The sequence below is a fragment of the Candidatus Zixiibacteriota bacterium genome (assembly GCA_014728145.1).
In the GTDB taxonomy this organism is placed as follows: Bacteria; Zixibacteria; MSB-5A5; order JAABVY01; family JAABVY01; genus WJMC01.
Genome location: WJMC01000134.1, coordinates 1 through 17,260, shown reverse-complemented (window position 1 = coordinate 17,260; position 17,260 = coordinate 1). Strand labels below are relative to the sequence as shown.

14 protein-coding genes are annotated in these 17,260 nt (G+C 47.9%); 8 read left to right on the top strand and 6 right to left on the bottom strand.

From position 1 onward, the window contains the following. The 5 genes from GF404_07860 to GF404_07840 form a co-directional block, all read left to right on the top strand. Positions 1-1,162: aminotransferase class V-fold PLP-dependent enzyme (locus tag GF404_07860; GenBank protein MBD3382096.1), on the top strand; the 1,162-nt coding region annotated here is incomplete at its 5' end. A gap of 183 nt (positions 1,163-1,345) precedes the next feature. Beyond that, positions 1,346-1,807 (top strand): winged helix-turn-helix transcriptional regulator, encoded by a 462-nt coding sequence (locus tag GF404_07855; GenBank protein MBD3382095.1) that lies wholly within the window; start codon positions 1,346-1,348, stop codon positions 1,805-1,807. A gap of 296 nt (positions 1,808-2,103) precedes the next feature. After that, complete coding sequence (gene gatD / locus GF404_07850; GenBank protein MBD3382094.1) at positions 2,104-3,489, top strand: Glu-tRNA(Gln) amidotransferase subunit GatD; 1,386 nt, start codon at positions 2,104-2,106, stop codon at positions 3,487-3,489. Between the two features lie 73 nt (positions 3,490-3,562). Continuing rightward, positions 3,563-3,769: a hypothetical protein gene (locus GF404_07845; GenBank protein ID MBD3382093.1), complete on the top strand. Its 207-nt coding sequence runs from the start codon at positions 3,563-3,565 to the stop codon at positions 3,767-3,769. A gap of 162 nt (positions 3,770-3,931) precedes the next feature. Beyond that, a complete protein-coding gene (locus GF404_07840; protein ID MBD3382092.1) occupies positions 3,932-4,369 on the top strand; it encodes a hypothetical protein in 438 nt (145 codons plus the stop codon). A gap of 79 nt (positions 4,370-4,448) precedes the next feature. On the opposite strand, the gene GF404_07835 is transcribed toward GF404_07840, so the two are convergent. From GF404_07835 to GF404_07810, 6 genes are all read right to left on the bottom strand, one after another. Then, a complete protein-coding gene (locus tag GF404_07835; protein ID MBD3382091.1) occupies positions 4,449-6,056 on the bottom strand; it encodes a hypothetical protein in 1,608 nt (535 codons plus the stop codon). A gap of 198 nt (positions 6,057-6,254) precedes the next feature. Beyond that, the gene (locus tag GF404_07830) at positions 6,255-6,707 is read right to left on the bottom strand and encodes a hypothetical protein (protein ID MBD3382090.1); all 453 of its coding nucleotides are present in this window, start codon (positions 6,705-6,707) and stop codon (positions 6,255-6,257) included. A 171-nt stretch (positions 6,708-6,878) separates the two neighbouring features. After that, entirely contained in the window at positions 6,879-7,493 is a 615-nt protein-coding gene (locus tag GF404_07825; GenBank protein MBD3382089.1) for a response regulator, read from the bottom strand. 394 nt (positions 7,494-7,887) lie between these two features. Then, a complete protein-coding gene (locus GF404_07820; GenBank protein MBD3382088.1) occupies positions 7,888-10,326 on the bottom strand; it encodes a T9SS type A sorting domain-containing protein in 2,439 nt (812 codons plus the stop codon). A 99-nt stretch (positions 10,327-10,425) separates the two neighbouring features. Next, positions 10,426-12,579, bottom strand: a complete 2,154-nt coding sequence (locus tag GF404_07815) for a T9SS type A sorting domain-containing protein (GenBank protein ID MBD3382087.1) — start codon at positions 12,577-12,579, stop codon at positions 10,426-10,428. 726 nt (positions 12,580-13,305) lie between these two features. Further along, a complete protein-coding gene (locus GF404_07810; GenBank protein MBD3382086.1) occupies positions 13,306-14,547 on the bottom strand; it encodes a PAS domain-containing protein in 1,242 nt (413 codons plus the stop codon). A 246-nt stretch (positions 14,548-14,793) separates the two neighbouring features. Between GF404_07810 and GF404_07805 the strand changes: the two genes are divergently transcribed. From GF404_07805 to GF404_07795, 3 genes are read left to right on the top strand one after another with little or no spacing between them, the layout of a single operon-like run. Next, positions 14,794-16,314, top strand: coding sequence for a BON domain-containing protein (locus GF404_07805; protein MBD3382085.1), 1,521 nt, complete (start codon positions 14,794-14,796; stop codon positions 16,312-16,314). 20 nt (positions 16,315-16,334) lie between these two features. Beyond that, positions 16,335-16,610, top strand: coding sequence for a hypothetical protein (locus GF404_07800; GenBank protein ID MBD3382084.1), 276 nt, complete (start codon positions 16,335-16,337; stop codon positions 16,608-16,610). Positions 16,611-16,653: 43 nt separating this feature from the next. Then, entirely contained in the window at positions 16,654-17,082 is a 429-nt protein-coding gene (locus GF404_07795; GenBank protein ID MBD3382083.1) for a CBS domain-containing protein, read from the top strand. Positions 17,083-17,260 lie beyond the last annotated feature (178 nt).

Sequence of the window (17,260 nt, the reverse complement as noted above, 5' to 3'; positions counted from 1 at the left end):
GCATGAGTTATTAGACCTGTTGACACGGCAAAAACTTGCTCTGGATTTTCCTAACCTGGATCATACCGCGTTTTTGAACACCGCCTCCCTGGGGGTATGGCCACAGTCTACCAAAGCCGAGATCGAGCGCTATATCGACGAGTGGAACAACCTTCATGACAGCACCCCGGAGGTCTTCGATGCCTGGCGGGAGTCCAAAGCCGAGATCGCCAGTATGGTCGGATCGGGCCCTTCGGAGATCGGCTGGGCTTTCAATACCTCGCATGGACTCAATATCGCCGCAGCCGGGCTGGATTTTGAAAAAAACGATGAAATCATCCTCTCCGATGTCGAATTCCCGGCTAACACCTATGTCTGGACCAAGCTGACCGATATGGGTGTCAAAATCAAGTGGCTGTCCTCTAAAAACCGCTGTTTCGATATTGACTCGTTCGAGGAGGCAATAAGCGAGAAAACCAAATTGTTTTCGATCTCGTTTGTGCAGTTTTTCAATGGCTTCAGAAACGACATCAAACGGCTGGGTGAGATCTGCGCCAGTCACAACATCTTCTACGTTGTCGATGGTATCCAGGGAGTGTCGAACACACCGCTCGATGTCAAAGATTGCAGGATCGATCTTCTGGCCTGTGGCGCGCAGAAATGGCTTTCCTCGCCGGTCGGATGCGGCTTCTTTTACCTGTCCGATGACGCCAAACTCGAGGTCGGACGGACTCTGGCGGGGTGGTTCGGGGTCGACTGGAAGGCTGACTGGTCGAATCTTTTGCGCCATAATTTGATGCCGGATAAATCGGCAGAACGTTTTGGGCTCTCGGCGCCCTCGTATATCCATATCTATGCCATGCTGAACTCGCTTAAAAAGATCAACGAGATCGGGGCGGAGAAGATCGGTTCGCACAATCGCGGCCTGCTCGATCAGGTAATCGAGTACCTGAATTCACAGGACTATTATCGTCTGGCGTCGGATTTGCGCGAGGATCATCGCTCGTCGATTTTATCGTTTACCTGCACTAATCCCGCTGAACTGCAGAAATACCTGATGGAACATGATGTGATCACCTCTTACCGCGAGGGCCTGATCCGTGTGGCAGTCCATTACTACAACAGCGAAGATCATATCGCCATGCTTCTCGACTGCTTGAACGACTTCAAAACTAGAGCGTAGACAAACTCAGATCTCAATACTCGGTAGAATAGTCAGGTACGCAGGCTCACTAAAGAGAGATTTCTCCACTCTACGGCAAAAGCCGGATCGGTCGAAATGATTATACCACGAATCTCAATTTCAACAAAATATCGCAAAAATCGCTTGACAGCCGTATCATAGATAGCTATAATTTTTTTAAATATGTCTATGGATACGATGGAAGAAAATAGAAGAGTTAACGATTACAGCACCTTCGAGCAGGAATATGTCGAGTTGATCTACCAACTCCTCAAGGACAATCCGGTCGCTCGAATCAAGGATATCGCCAAATTGCGTGATGTCGCCTCGCCCACGGTCACGGTTGCGATCGACCGCCTGCGCAAATCGGGTTTAGTAGAGCATGAGAAATCCGGTTATGTTGTCCTGACCGAGGAAGGGCAGAACCTTGCATCGCGGCTGGAGCGACGGCATGGCCTGATCCGTGAATTTTTAAACGATATTCTGGGTGTAAACTGTGAAATCGCTGAAACAGATGCCTGCAATATCGAGCATATCCTTGACAGACAGTCGGTTGACCGTCTGGAGGAGTTTCTCGAATTCGCCCGCGAATCCCAATGCGAGGGCGAAAGCTGGCTGTCGAGATTCAAAAAAAGGAGAGGATAGCTCTTTTTTTGCTTGACAAATTAGATTGATATAATTATTATTGTGCTGTCTAAAGAAAATATAATTATTTAATTTTTTCGGGCACTTTTTGAAAGGTCTGATTGTTCTAAGAGATTGAAAAGTAGGTTGCAAAAAATACATAGCATAGCTGGCATTAGCTAATTGACCTCTTACTTTTGTTTCTGCCATCTCATCCGGGCTCTTCTTTCCCAGGGAAAAGCCCGGATAATTTTTTATCCCCCACTTTACTTTCTGCAATGATTTGAATATTTTACCGCTCAAACAGGAGTGGAATTATGGCTGAGAATAAATTCGAGGGTTATCGCGGGCCGGCATTGACCGTGCTGAAAAATTTCAATGTTTCCGTCTGGTCGGATGTTGAGATTGATACAAAAAAAGGTGAGTTCGCCGGGGTGATTCTGCCCCGGTCGGAGACTGCCGACGACAAGCATATTGTTTTGAAGATGATCAACGGCTACAATGTCGGAATTGCGGCTGAGAATGTCGAAAATATCCGCGAAGTCGGCCATAAGGAAGCCCACTATAAGATTCCAGAATCGGAATTTCCGACCGATCCTTCCAAACCGAATGTCACCCTCCTGGGCACCGGCGGTACTATCGCCTCGCGCCTGGATTATCGCACCGGGGCAGTGATTCCGGCGTTTTCGCCGGGTGAGTTGTATGGCGCGGTGCCGGAGCTGGCGGATATCTGCAATCTCAAGACCGAGAAGATGTTCGGGATCTTTTCCGAGAATATGGGCCCCAAACAGTATATCATCACCGCCGAAACAATCGGGCGTGAGATCGAAAACGGGGTGGATGGGATCGTGATCGGCCATGGTACCGACACTATGCATCATACCGCCGCCGCACTGTCGTTTATGGTGCAGGATTCTCCGGTTCCGATCGTTCTGGTCGGGTCGCAGAGGTCGTCGGATCGTCCCTCATCCGATGCCGCCTTCAACCTGCAATGTGCCTGCAATACAGCCGCCTATTCCGATATCGCCGAGGTGACGGTCTGTATGTTCGGGCCGACTTCGGATCAGTACAACCTGCTTCACCGCGGTACCCGGGTGCGCAAGATGCATTCGTCGTACCGGTCAACATTCCGTACTATCGGTGATGTGCCGATGGCTATGGTTACACCTGATAAAATCATCCCGATAAAATCGAGTTACAAACGTCGCGATAAAAACCGCAAGCCCATAATCGATGCGGTCTTCGAGGAGAAAGTTGCGATCGTATATTACTACCCCAACATGATGCCGGATATTATCGATTCGCTGGTGGACAACGGTTATCGTGGGATAGTGATCGCCGGTACCGGGCTGGGTCATGTCAACAAACCGCTCTATGAACCGCTTCGCAAGGCAGTCAAGTCGGGTGTTCATGTGGTTATGACAGTGCAGACTTTGTGGGGGTATGTGCAGATGTATGTCTACGATACCGGGCGCGATCTTCTGGATCTGGGCATCATCCCCTGCGAGAATATGCTTCCGGAGGTGGCTTATGTCAAACTCGGGTGGGTGCTGGCGCATACCAGTGATCATGAGGAGGTCAAGCGGATGATGCTCGAGCCGATTGCCGAGGAGATTACCGAACGGGAACCGTTCGACGGTTACTTGATACTTCAGGGCGGAGTACCCGAAGTAGAGGAATTTTTAGGGCAGATATTGCGGTAATGTTCTATTGCAGTTTATGCGCGGTAAGTGCATTCTTGTTTGGTGCGGGGGGTATCGAAGAGCTGTTATCGGAGTGACAGAAACCATTGCCGAACCGGTCATCTCGACCGAGAGCCGATCGTTGATCGGAGCGCGAGAGGAGAAATCTCAACTGCTTGATGATTCCACGGCAGGTCACAATATCCCGACTAATGTCGACAACTCAGGATCTGCCATAACGACGCCTGCTATCCCCATATCCATTCAGACAAAAAAAGTCGTGAAACCCGGACCTGTATAAAGCGAAATCTCGCTCTTTAGAATTGATATTCAACGAACCAGTTGCGCCGGTCTTGACGGCGGTCAAACTGGGCTGGAGATTCTTGTAACTACAGCCAATCGTAAAATCTATCACCTGTATTTTACTTAAATAGAATAAATCTGGTTGCAGGGTGTAAGTTGATTGAGTATATTAAATGCACAGCAGAGGATCACGATGCCCTTCTGTCCCAAATGCAGATACGAGTATCAGTCGCATGTCACTGTCTGCCCCGACTGTAACGAACCGCTGGTTTCGCATCTATTCGATGACAAACATGCCACACAGTCTCAATCCGAGAAACCGTTTGAAAAGTGGGTTCCGATCGTACTCCTTGAAAGCCGCCAGTATGCCGAGATGGTTTCGGAGGGACTGCGCGCAAAAAATATCCCGGCAGTGGTTTACTCGACCGCCGGGCACAGCGGTTTTTATGGTCATATGGCCGATGAGATCCTGAAACCGAAAGGGCACGGTCATTTCATCCTGGTACCCACGGAATTTATCGAAGATGCCGACAAAGAGGGCGAAGTGATGCTGGGTGAGACCTGGCGCAAGTCCCGGATAAAAAGGCATTTCGGCTGATAAAAATCTGAGTGAATTCCCCGCAACAAATAAAAAGCCCGCACCTTTCGATGCGGGCATAAAATCAATGTAGCCAGAATCAGCATTCAGGCTCACCATCGCCGTCAGGATCGCAGGGTGAGTCGCCTCCACGGAAGAGATAGTTTATCAAGTATATTATATCAACCATATTGAGAGTGTCATCGCAATTGTAATCATCATTTTCCTGACCGTAACAGGGCGTCTTATTCAAGAACACGTAGTTAATAATACTGACGACATCAGTTATAGATATATTCCCGTCGCGATTGAAATCACCACAGGTATACAGGCCAAGCATTGTGAATTTTTCACGAGCTGCCATGACAGTATTTACCAAATTATAAAAATACAGTGCTTCATAGAAAAGCTGGGGATTGTCACTATCATACAGGTTCGAGAAAGCATCGGGGTACTGGTGAAGATTGTTGCCGAGGGCGACAACAAATGAAAACTCCAAGCTGTCGGACGGCATCAGATCAAAAGAACCGAATGAGAATAGAAAACGTGTGTCGTAGCCACCCGCGATCCTGTTTACTAAAGCGTCAGCGGGCGGAGGAAACCAGCCTTCGCTGGTGTGATCAATTCCGCAAAACATTTGATCGTAATCATGTTCACCGTTGGACATGAGGTAATACTTGTTTTTATCGCCTTCCGGGGTACCCATACCGCCGGTACCGAAATCGCGATAGTTCTCCTGCTTCATTGGTCCCCAGTCGTAGAGTTCCGGCTGATATTGCTCCGATACCCACCAGTTGAATGAAAGCTGGGATTGACCAGGAAAATCGAGCAGGCTTACACCAAATGTGCTTTGAACTGATTCACTACTCCAGAATCCACCAGTCGGTTCACCATCGTTATCGGCCGACCAGGCGATATTGATGTTTTCCCCGGTGCAGCTGTCCTGGGTGATTATATGACCGCTGACATCATCACCAAAGCCTAATTCGTTTGAGCTGTAAGTCCGATAGAGCACATCGCAGTCGAAGTACAAACCAATATATGCATCTTCCAGGTGGTTGTCGCCGATATTCGTCAGGATATACCTGAAGATGATAAAATCATCGAAGTCAGGATCTGCCCAGCTGTAGGATTCCTGGCGGATTTTAAGACCGAGCGGCAGATGCGGACGATTGTCCACCGGATCATGAGCTACATATTGCTGATCAGTGAGGGTATCGTAAAAAGTGGCAACATAGTCGATGTCGCTGATTGCTTTGGGATCGTAGTCGGGATGATTCGGAACTGCGGAGCGCTTGATAATTGCGCCGGATAACCCGCTGTCGGGATACATTTCCTGGATATGCTGCCAGCCGTCTGTGCCGACTGAGACCAGGGTGTCGCCGGAAACAATCGCTCCGACCCAGAGCGCGCCTTGAAAAAGATGTTCTTTGTCAGACCTGAATGGATACTGGCAGGATGGTGCGATCTGGCCGGTTTCTGGATCGATAAAACTATTTTCCAGCTGACTTCCGAAATAGCCGTAATTTGTGATCGACATTTGTACTTTGCCAATCTTGTGTACCCGGAGCTGGGTGTTTGGAATGCGTTCTGAAATCAATCCGGGATCGAATTTTCTAAACTCACCTGTATGCTGTTTGGCATACAAGCTGGAAAATGAGAAAACCAATGTCATACAAAGCAGAATCCAAACCGTTTTAAGATGCATAATAAACCTCCTGTGCTATATTTCCGCAATCTGCGGCCGTCCAATGCTACCAGTTGTGGTTTTGCCCAGGATGTATGTTCCAAGATAGCATAAGTGAGTTACAAATCCAATAATATATTTGGCAGGCGAATAAAAATACCCGCCGATCTATCGACGGGTAAATCAAATATACGTCCAAATTTTTGTTTAGGTATCAATCTATTTCCAATGTCCCTTGATCCAGACCCGGCCATGCCGAGATTTTTTCCAGTGGCCCGGGACCCATTTCTTCTTGGGATGATGCTTGACAGGTTTGGTACTCCAGTGACCTTTCTGCCATACCCATCCATGCTTAGTCTTGTTCCAGTGACCGGAATTCCAGTGGCCCTTGGGTTTAGTAATCCAGCGCCCTTTGAGCCAGACATACCGGCTTCCGTTCCAGCTCCAGTAACCATCCACCCAGGCAGCTTTGGGACCGGGAGCGGGAGGGCGTTCCTCAACGATCGGCTCAGGCGGTTCGGTCTGCACATAGACCGTGTCGACCGTTTCGGTCTCATCCACCTCAGCCTCGACTGCAGCTACTGTTTCGGAAGCTTGCGACTCCTCATCGGCAAATAGATGAGAGAAGCTAAAAAGAATAAACAACAAAGACAGGATAAAGATGTATCTCATGATTTCCTCCTTACTATCATGGATCGGAAAGAAACAGCAGGTCTAAATCGGAGTCGCTGTACCAATTTCGATCAGAAACTATGGAGGTCACTGCATGGATGTCATGTATACAATGTGGTTGAAGAAGTGCAAATTTGCAACGGTTATTGTTTCAGATTGAATAATCTGCGTTTAAAGACCTTTGAAGAAATCTTCCAGAGGAGTGTCGAGTGCGGTCGACAGGCGCGAAAGGGTCGCTACCGAGGGCGTAGTCTGGGCGTGCTCGATCTGGTATATCAAGCTGGTCGAGAGCCCTGTACGGTTGGCCAGTTGTCTCAGGCTGAGCTTATATTCAGCTCGTTTCTGTTTGACTGTTTCTGCAATCTGCTGTGTTGCGAGCTGGTTGAGGTCGGACTTGAGCCCGTACTTTTTAACCGCGCCGTCGAGTACACTGAGAAGTCGTTCGGATTCGAAAGGCTTGGTTAAAAAATCGTAGCATTCGTTTTTGAAAGTGTCGCGCGCGCGGTCGAAAGTCGGATAACCGGAGAGAACAATGACGCAGACGTCCTTGTCGAAATGGCGGATCTGTTTGAGTACTTCAACCCCGTCCAGCTTTGGCATAACGATATCGAGAAGGATAATCTGGAAATTCTGCTTTTTAAGCATTGGTAAAGCATGCTCGGGATCATTAACTGAGACCACCTCGTATTCATGCTTGACCAGAAAGTGCTCCAGAAATTTACATACGTCCGGGTCATCATCGATAACCAGAACGTTAATACGACGATTGGAAATATTTTTAATCATAACAGCACAATGATAAATTTAGAAATTGCAATGTGTGGCACCACCTGTATCCTGCCCTAATTAGTATCGACAAAAAGTGAAATTCTAACACAATTGTCAATAAGGTTTCTGATTTTTTCGCTTAATTTATCCATACAGTACAGGAAAATTGCCAATAAACACAGGAGAACAAAGCCTTATCTTATTATCAGAGATTTGATTTTTGATAACGATCACATTGTTTACATTACTATTATACTAATGTAATTATTGATAGATATACATGAAATTTAGTAAAAAATATCGGGGTTGTGGCCGATCGTACCAGCAACCCCGTCTCGATACTGGGCAGACTGTGACGCTCTAAGACATTAGAAGCGTCATGCTCAGCATATCTTTATATATGTTCGCGAGCCTACTTGAGCATAATCATCTTGCGTGATTCGATTTTCTCGTCCGTAGTCATGCGATAAAAATACATCCCGCTGGCTGATGTCCGGCCGTCGGTAGATTTTCCATCCCATGATGTTTCATAATACCCCGGTCCCAAAACCTGGTTGACCAGCGTTGTCACCTTCTGTCCTCTGATATTGAGGATATCGATGGCGACATGAGTTTCACGCGCGATCGCGAAACTAATTGTGGTGCCGGCGTTGAACGGATTCGGATAATTAGTCATCAGCTCGAAATCCTCCGGAACCACATGAGCATCGTACGCCGTGACATCTGATACCCAATGAAGAGTAACAGTTCCCAGCCCGTCGATTATATTGGGATCACCTGCGTTGGTTTCGAAAGACACAACCTTGAGATTTGTGGAATTACTGAAATTCGTATCCTGTACAATAAATCCAGCTTCCAGATTGAACAGAATACCGTTCCCGTTGAGGGGATCGGAGCTGTTCATGTTTATAATCACCGTATCCGTGTCTACTCGCATCTGGTAATCGTCCCAGGTGGAATAATCTGTCATCGGTCCCTTGATCATGTTATGTGGATCAACACAGACAGGATCAAAAAGTATCTTGATCTTGAAGTTGCGGACATCCATCTGTGTAAGGAAGTTGGTATTCGATTCGATCGCTATTTCTATCGGGATGCTGTCGCCTATCTGCGCTGACTGCGGAAAAGATCCCTCTAAGTCAACCACATCGATATCGAAATCGGTGGTCATCTCGACGTAGCAGTCGAACTCGCAGGTTACCTCATCGCCACCGTTGTTGGAAGCAGTTACTTCGAAAAAGTAGTTTCCATCCTGATGGGGGGTGAATCGAAGCGAATCGTTTATCCATGAGGCACCAGTATCCGAGATGATGACCTGATCATGACCCCTGATCGGCAGTGGTATCTTCACCTCCCGCTCTTCGATCAGGTAGATGTTGTCCAGATCAGTCGGGCACCCCATAATAATCTCCGGGGCGAGCTTGACATTCAATGTTATGCTCGCGCTGTCTCTTCCGCATTGGCTGACGGCGGAAATATCGATCTGGTAGGTGCCTGAATCGACGATCTCGAGGCATAGTTGACCATTATTGAAGCTTCCAGTTGAGACATAAACTGAATCATAGCCGACAATCGGCAGGTCGAGACAGAGTTCACCCAGTTCAAACAGAGTTGTATCGATCACTTCGGCCGGTGCCTGAATTTCGATTTCGTCATAGACGGTAACCTCCAGCGCGAACCAGCAGGTATCCGCATAGCAGTCGTTTTCAGCCGCGACCACGAAGCTATAGACACCGGATGTATCAGCATTGAAGCAGAATTGATTGGAGCTCCAGCTACCGAAATTTACGCTGGTTTTGGTCTGCTGATCAATCGGGAAATCGAGACAGATCAATCCCGGAGCACATAGAAATGTATCCGTAATTGTCGGACAGGAAATCGAGATTTGATCGTAGATGGTTACGTCGGCTGTAACTTGACAGGTGTCGGAATAGCACTGGTTGGAAGCCACCAGTGTAAATTCGTAGAGTCCGCCAGTATCGACAGAAAAACAGAATTCGTCGTTTTCGAAGTCGCCGTATTCGACCGCGACTTCGCTCTGCCCGGTGATTGGCAGGTCAAGGCATACCTGGCCCGGAGAGCAGAGGATCGTATCGAGATTGATTTCATCGACCGAGATGTTCACATGAGGTACCAGATTGATTTCGGCCGAAAAATCGCATTCAACTTCGGTTGTACCATCCGAAGCGGTAATCGAAAAATCGTATGTCCCGCTCTGGTCGGGGGTGAAGCAGAGGGTGTCGTTTTGCCATGTACCCCGGCTGACAGTGACATCGGTGTAGTCATTGATCACCAGTTCGATACAGGCCTGTTGACCCTCGCACACATCCATATCAAGCTGAGTGTCGGGACAGTTGATATATGGTCCGACGGCAAAAGTTTCGATCGCGCCGTCGAGCCACTGGCTGGGGGGATTGCCTTCATTGAATTTCGCCTGGATGGCTTCAAGGGAGCCGACACTTCCACCGGGAGCATTTTCCTTTACGGTCAGTTCAACCCAGAAGAGCACACCTGAACCATAGATAAGCGAACCGCTGGCGCAGGCAACAAAGAACGATGTGTCTTTGGTGTTTTTGGCGAAAAAAGACCCGGAGGAAAGGGAGCCGTCTTTATCGATATCAATGATTTTGATCAGGCTGGAATCATAAGCGATTTCAGCATCGTATGAAAAGACCTGATGTGAGGAGGTGATTTCGTCAACAGTCACGGCCAGTCTGGCGGTATCACCCCTGGTAATCACGGTGTCAGGCAACGATACCTGGATATCTTCTCCCATAAGGGGCAGACAAAACAGCCCGGGCATCATCAGAAGCATTAAAACCCCCGCAAGTGCAGGTAGTATCTTGTTCATCTTCAACCTCACATCCAAATTTAATCAAACCCGCCCCGCCGGACGATTTCGCCCGGCAGGGGGGTAGTGAGTCAGATCCAGTAATGTTTATAGACCAATTTAACGCATCAGCGTCATCTTCTTGGTGTCCACGAAATTACCGGCCTGGATTTTATAGAAGTAAACACCGCTGGCCACTTCGTCGCCGGAATTGTTGGTAGCATCCCAAACGACAGTGTGAGTACCGGCATCGAAGCTCCTGTCGGTCAGGGAACGGATCGACTGACCCAGGAGGTTGATGATCTCGATCTGAACATGCTCGGCTTCCGGAAGCGAGAAACTGATCACAGTTTCCGGGTTGAACGGATTAGGATAGTTGTTATGCAGAGCATAGTCAGTCGGCAGACTGCCGGCGCCACCCAGGCGACGCGGTTCGGTCAGGTAAATCATATCGTCGATCACAAGATCAGTCAGAATCAGTTCAGCATCGGCAGAACCGTTCAGCGGACGCAGTCCGATGACAACACTCTCCAGGTTGCCATAGGTGTTGTGTCCGTTAGCGGTCGCGATCTTGATCGTGTTGCCGACGATATTGGAAGCGAACAACCAGTCATTCATGTCCTGGCCGGCGCTGATTTCGACTACCTCATAAGCAGAGGCATCGAACTCGACATCCATCTGGAAGGAGCGCGCGCCCTGGCCCAGGTCGACATTCATGACGACTTCAATCAGGTCGCTGGAAACATTGCGGAACTCGGTATTGATGACATCATCAGCCAGCTCGGTCGGAGCTACTTTCTGGTACGGCCAGTCACGTGAGACATCACCCAGAAGGATTCCGGCGAAGTCCTGATCCATGTAGTTGGCATCCAGAGGATAGTACCAGTATGCTTCTTCGGGGCAGATGCAGATATCTTCGCCCTCGCCATCCAGATCGTACATCCATTCGGTCGGGACAAACAGCCAGTTGGTGCTGTCCTTGGCGTTCTTCGGGAAGTAATCGATCATCTGGACGACATACTGCAGGATCATGGAAGCGTCCAATGCCGAGATATCGCAGTCGCCGAGAAGCGGGTTGTAACCGGTTACGTCGGCGGCAATATATTCGCAACAGCCGTCCAGGGCCGGATTCTCAACCAGGTGACGCAGAACCAGTGCGGCATCGTTGGCGGTAATTGCGCCACGGTACGCGTTATGCTTCTTGACAGTCACCTTGTAGTCATAACCGCCCATGATCTGGTTGAAGAGATAAGTGCCCTGACAGTCGATCGAACCACAGCCGGGACCACACAGAGTGGTGATCGTCTGATCCGGAATTTTCGGGTCGTTGATCGGATCGACGGGGAGATGAGTCAGGGTAACCTGAGCGCTGCAGATACCAAGCGGATTGGAAGTTCCGCAGAAAACGACACGGCCGGAAACCGATTTCCAGTCGCATACGAAAAGCTCGCCTATACCGTTGAAATTGAGGATGTCGCGCGGATCCTGCCAGATCGGGCTGCCCTGGTCAACAAAGACCATGTAGTCATGATGCTCACCGATGATCGGATAACCATAAACAGTCTGACCGTTGGGGTTGCCGAGAGTCAGGTCATAATAGCACTGATTGCTGATCGAAGGAATTTCGTTAAAACGGCATTCGGTCAGCGTTAGGTTAGCGTCCTGGTACGGGGAGGCGGACGATTTCACCTTGAGGTTGATGTACAGGAATGGCTCAGTCATCTGGTCCTGAAGCGTAATCGGAGTCGGGTTGGCACCCACAACTTCGATTTTGCCCGGGTAGATGTTGACAGTCGGACGGCCCCAGCCGTTGGTAACGATCAGGCCGGCTGTAGAATCCACGCCCATAGCGTTGAAGACATCTTCATCAAATTCAAAAGTGAATTCATAAGAATAAATATCCTGGTCGGCATCGTACATAAAGTAATCGACACAGGGATGATCATCACCGCCACCGTAGGTCAAATCAGAACCGAAGACGACTTTCTGGGATCCGTTACCTGCATAATAGTAGAGTGAATCGAGCTGATCGTCGACCCATGTGACTTCGACCGGAAGGCCAATGGTCGAGTAAATGTACTCGCAGGTATCCGGCGTGGTAACATGCAAACGATCATGAGTGTGATAATAGTAATTACCGTATTTGATTCCTGTATAAGCGCTGAGGCTGGATACGAAACCAAAAACGAAAACTGCGCAGAGGGCCAAAAGCAGTACCCTGCTGATTCCGTAATTAAAACGCATTCGTTTTTCCTCCATAAAAGAAGTTGCCATTTCATTAACCTACCTATGGCAAAGCAGTCCAAGTTTGGCTGTAGGTTTCCAAATTGGTCCCCTCACTGCTTTGTTACCTGCACATCTAACCTTTAGGGCGAGTCTGCTGATGTAAAGACGGTACTATCCTATAGGCATCACCCCCTCGGGATCAGTTTAAGATTGAGCTGATATAACAGTCTTTTAACGGCTTTCCACAGATTCGTAAACGTCTGATCTATATCGTGGTGTTCGATAATCTGCACACATTCTATGATACAAAGAAATACTTGTCAAGTTAATTCTTGCTTATTATATTATAGAATATAATATATATTAAACTCCTGAGGGATGCTCAGTTTTTGCTAATAGGGTATATGATGGTATATTTGAGGTACAATTATTAACGGGTATGTTACCCTTTTATCACACTAATGATGGTATATGGCAGTAACCCTGAAGGCGGGCGTCCCGGCGCAAAAAAAATGAAAATATTTACTTTTCGCGGGTGAAATTATCAGCCTGTGTTTAGAAAACAGGGTGATAATTTCAATGGTTAAGGAATATAACCATTTAATTCGCAGTTTTTATCACCACTAAAGACTCGCTGATATGGCTAAATGCCCTGAGAATTCGACAAATATTCAGGTTGAACCTGTTGAATGATTAATTAGTCGTCCGGGGAGTAAAAGATTTACCACGGCGGGGTGAATTGTCTGTTAATATGACCTCCCCAAAGCAATACCCTCATTTGAATTCCGAGGATTTCAGGTATGAGTTCAGATTCAGGTCACGGTTGGTCAGGCCGAGCTTCTTGCGGATCATTTCGCGGTGTTTGTGGATCGTGTTGACTGCAAGAGTCAGGGTTTCGGCGATTTCCTTGGAAGTCATCCCGCTTTTTATCATTCGGCAGATCTCGAGTTCACGTGGCGTCAAAGCGCGAAACCTGTTTTTTAGCGTGCCGGTAAAAGGAGACATCAGATCGCGCAGATCTGTCTGAAGCATATCGACCAGTTTCTGTTGTGCTTCGGGCAACGAGGCGCGGAGTTTATGAAGCGTGGGGAAGATATTTTCCTCGAGATTATCGAATATCTGCTGTTTAAAGTCCTGGCGCTTGTCATCGATATTGGAAAGAACTTCGCCCAGAGCGATGTCTTTTTTCTCGAGTTTCATCTGTTCATCTTCGAGTTCTGAACGGGTATCTTCCAGTCTTCTTTCGGTTTTCCGTCTGTCAGTGATATCCAATGACATATTTCCAATCAGATCAGTTTCCTCATTGCGCTTGATCGGAAACCTGTTGGTCAGAAAGGTGAATTCCTCACCGTTGTGCGGGATAATTTCATTGAATTCCTTTCTTTTTCCACTCGTCAGTATATCGCTGTCTATATCAGAATAGAATCTAGCCCGTTCGGCAGGCCAGAGATCATAATCTGTTTTTCCGAGAACATCTTTTTCGCGCCAGCCGAAAGTGTCCAGGGCGTAGTTGTTGACGAACTGATATTCACCTTTACTGTTTTTGATTGTTACAATTCCGGGAACAAAAGTCATGAAGCGTTCGAACATTCGACGAATATGCTCGAGCTGTTGCTGAATACGTTGCGTTTCTCTTCTCAGGTTGGCTTCGGAAATTACCCTTTGTACGGATGGCACCAGTCTTATCAGGCGACTTTTTAATATATAATCGCTGACTCCCTCTTTGAGTAAATTGATCGCCAGTTCTTCATCGAATCCGCTGGCAATCACTATAAAAGGAATTTCGAGTTCACTCTGGTTTAAAATCTGAAATGCTTCCAATGGATTCGGGTAGGGAATGTCTGGACTGACCAGTATTAAATCCCAGATATCATCTTCGAGTTTACCCTGAAATTGTTCCAAAGTGGAGACTCTGCTGATGCGGGGAATGAAATCCCCGCCTGTTAGATGTTCTTTGACAGCATTCAGATCTTCATCTCTTTTAAATATCGCCAGTATTTTTAAGCTTACTTTCATTTTGTCATCTATTTTATCTATAAACTCTTTAATGATTTAGTATAATTGATTTCTATTACAACTGCAATTCAAAAAGTTCCCTCAGAGAGAATGCTATCGTATACTGCGTAGTCGTTCTACGTACATCCTTAGCAATCATCCCGCATTGCAAATGACCCGGATCAAGTCGTTATTAACAGTGCGCGCCAAATTGAATATTATTTTAGGCGTGCTAAATATCGATAACCGAACCGCAAAGGGGAGGAGATGAGAATTATGAAGTTGAAAAAGTTAGCATTACGTCGGCCACTATTAAATTTTCTTACCGTAACAGCCAACCTGTTCTTGATTTTATTTGCATTACAATCAAATATAAACGCCCAGGTTGCCGGGGACATCTCGGACAAGGCGATTACAGATGCGCTCGAGACTCACCTTCTTTTAGAGGAATCTGTACCCACGCATAAAATTGATATTACTACAACTGATGGAGTGGTGACTTTGAGCGGTGAGGTCGACAACCTGCTGGCAAAGCAGAGGGCAACCGATGTGGCCACAACGCTACGTGGAGTACGCGCGGTAATAAACAGTATAGTCGTTGATCCGCGTCCCCGTTTGGACCAGCAAATCAAACAGGATATAAACAGAGCGCTTCTTGAAGATCCGGCTGTTGAAGTTGCTGATTTAAAGATTTCGGTCAAAGACGGTGTGGTGCACCTGGGCGGGATTGTCGCTTCGCGCCAGGAAAAGAATCTGGCCGCTGATGTCTCCGCCGGGATTACCGGAGTGCGCGATGTCAACAACCAGATCGCGATAGAATATTCGATTGAACGATCCGACGAGGAGATCGAGAAAGATATCCTGCGCCGTCTCGAATCCGATATCTGGGTCGATGAAGGTTTCATCCAGGTTGAGGTAACCGATGGCGAGGTTGTGTTGGCCGGAACAGTTGGCAGTCTGGCAGAGAAGCGCAGTGCCCGTTCCGACGCCTGGGTGATCGGTGTTATCGAAGTTTACAGCGAAGATCTCGAGGTCAACTGGGCTTTCCGCGACAGCCTTCAGCGCAAACGAAAGTACGCTCCGGTCGACTCGGAAAAGCTCGCACAGGCTGTGGAGGATGCGCTTTTCTACGATCCTCGTGTAGATGAAGATGATGTTGAAGTTTATGTGCAGGATCATTCAGTTACCCTGAGTGGAACGGTTAACAGCTTGAGAGGACGCAAAGCGGCCTACAGTGACGCGCAAAACACCACCGGTGTGATGAGAGTTTATAATCACCTGCGAGTGAGACCAAATGAAATACCGGAAAACAGCGTGCTGGAAGACCGCATCCGGGCCTCATTCGGTCGTGATCCCTATGTCGACCTGTTTGAAATACGTGTCAGTGTGGTCAATGGCAAAGCCTTTTTGGACGGCCGGGTGAATAACTCATTCGAAAGCCGAAGAGCGGAAAACCTGGCATCTTCTGTAAACGGCGTTGTCGATGTTGTCAATATGATCGATTACGAGTATGCCTACGATCCCAAACCTGACTGGGAACTGGCCCAGGATATCAGAGACATGATTTTCTGGAATCCGCTTTTGACTGAACAGGGACTTACAATTGAAGTCAACGATGGAGTTGTCAGGCTGGACGGAGAAGTCGACAGCTGGATTGAATTCTTCGAGGCCGAGGAGATTGCCTTTAAAGTCGGCGCAAAAGATGTCAGAAATCATCTTGAGATAAGCAACCTGTCACTTTACCGAACCCCTACCGAGCGGTTTATGATCGGTTCGGATGATTTATAATTCAGGAAGGATGATAAAGAATGGCTGAGAATCTGAAATACGATAGTTTACAGCTCAACCTGTACGAAGCAAAGAAGGAAGAACCTGAAAATCCTTCCAGGGATCCTGATAAACCGGAGGTGCCGCCGATGGAAGAACCTCCCGAGCCGGACCGTGAACGTCCGGTCGAGGACCCCAAACGCCGCAAAGAACCTCCCATGGAGGAACCTCCGCGTGATCCAGATGAACCGCGACGAGAACCTCCTGAAAAATACTCCTCCGGCAGGGTGCCAGAGGATGTACAGGGAAATAAATAGATAATCACTTTTTTCATGACAACATACGGAAAGGAGATCTGTTATGTTGACACCTAAAGACATTATGGCAAAAGATGTGAAGTACATTCATCCTGATGATTCTCTGAAGGATGCCGCTGAAACGATGAAGACCTTCGAGATCGGTGCCATGCCGGTTGTCAGGGATGGTAAAGTGGTCGGTATGATCACCGACCGCGATATCCTGGTGCGAGCTATCGCTGAAGACAACGATCCCCAAAGCACCAACATCAAGGATGCCATGACCGCTGAACCGATCACGATCTATGAAGATCAGGGAATCGACGAAGCCGGCAGGCTGATGAAGGAAAATCAGGTCCGGCGCCTGGTCGTGCTCAATCGCAATGAAGAGATATCCGGTATGTTCTCTCTGGGTGATCTGGCAACTGCGGCAATCGATGAGCGTACCAGCGGTGATGTTCTCGAAAGCATCTCTAAACCGTCAACCAGCTAAACGTTTGTACATAGCGGGCAAAAGATGTCGGGGGATGCAATAGTTTTTCCCGGCATCTGATTAACCAGAAGTTACCGATGAGTGATAAAAGCAAAGATTTCCTGAAAGAGTATCATAAGAAAAGAGATTTTGACCGCACCGCGGAACCATTCGGCGGTGACCGGCGCAAATCCGACGG

Excerpts from the sequence above, each read along its gene's own strand:
- gatD (MBD3382094.1), top strand. The coding sequence starts at position 2,104 with ATGGCTGAGAATAAATTCGAGGGTTATCGCGGGCCGGCATTGACCGTG.
- GF404_07820 (MBD3382088.1), bottom strand. The coding sequence starts at position 10,326 with ATGAACAAGATACTACCTGCACTTGCGGGGGTTTTAATGCTTCTGATG.
- GF404_07800 (MBD3382084.1), top strand. The coding sequence starts at position 16,335 with ATGGCTGAGAATCTGAAATACGATAGTTTACAGCTCAACCTGTACGAA.
- GF404_07810 (MBD3382086.1), bottom strand. The coding sequence starts at position 14,547 with ATGAAAGTAAGCTTAAAAATACTGGCGATATTTAAAAGAGATGAAGAT.
- GF404_07830 (MBD3382090.1), bottom strand. The coding sequence starts at position 6,707 with ATGAGATACATCTTTATCCTGTCTTTGTTGTTTATTCTTTTTAGCTTC.
- GF404_07835 (MBD3382091.1), bottom strand. The coding sequence starts at position 6,056 with ATGCATCTTAAAACGGTTTGGATTCTGCTTTGTATGACATTGGTTTTC.
- GF404_07855 (MBD3382095.1), top strand. The coding sequence starts at position 1,346 with ATGTCTATGGATACGATGGAAGAAAATAGAAGAGTTAACGATTACAGC.
- GF404_07795 (MBD3382083.1), top strand. The coding sequence starts at position 16,654 with ATGTTGACACCTAAAGACATTATGGCAAAAGATGTGAAGTACATTCAT.
- GF404_07825 (MBD3382089.1), bottom strand. The coding sequence starts at position 7,493 with ATGATTAAAAATATTTCCAATCGTCGTATTAACGTTCTGGTTATCGAT.
- GF404_07815 (MBD3382087.1), bottom strand. The coding sequence starts at position 12,579 with ATGGCAACTTCTTTTATGGAGGAAAAACGAATGCGTTTTAATTACGGA.
- GF404_07805 (MBD3382085.1), top strand. The coding sequence starts at position 14,794 with ATGAGAATTATGAAGTTGAAAAAGTTAGCATTACGTCGGCCACTATTA.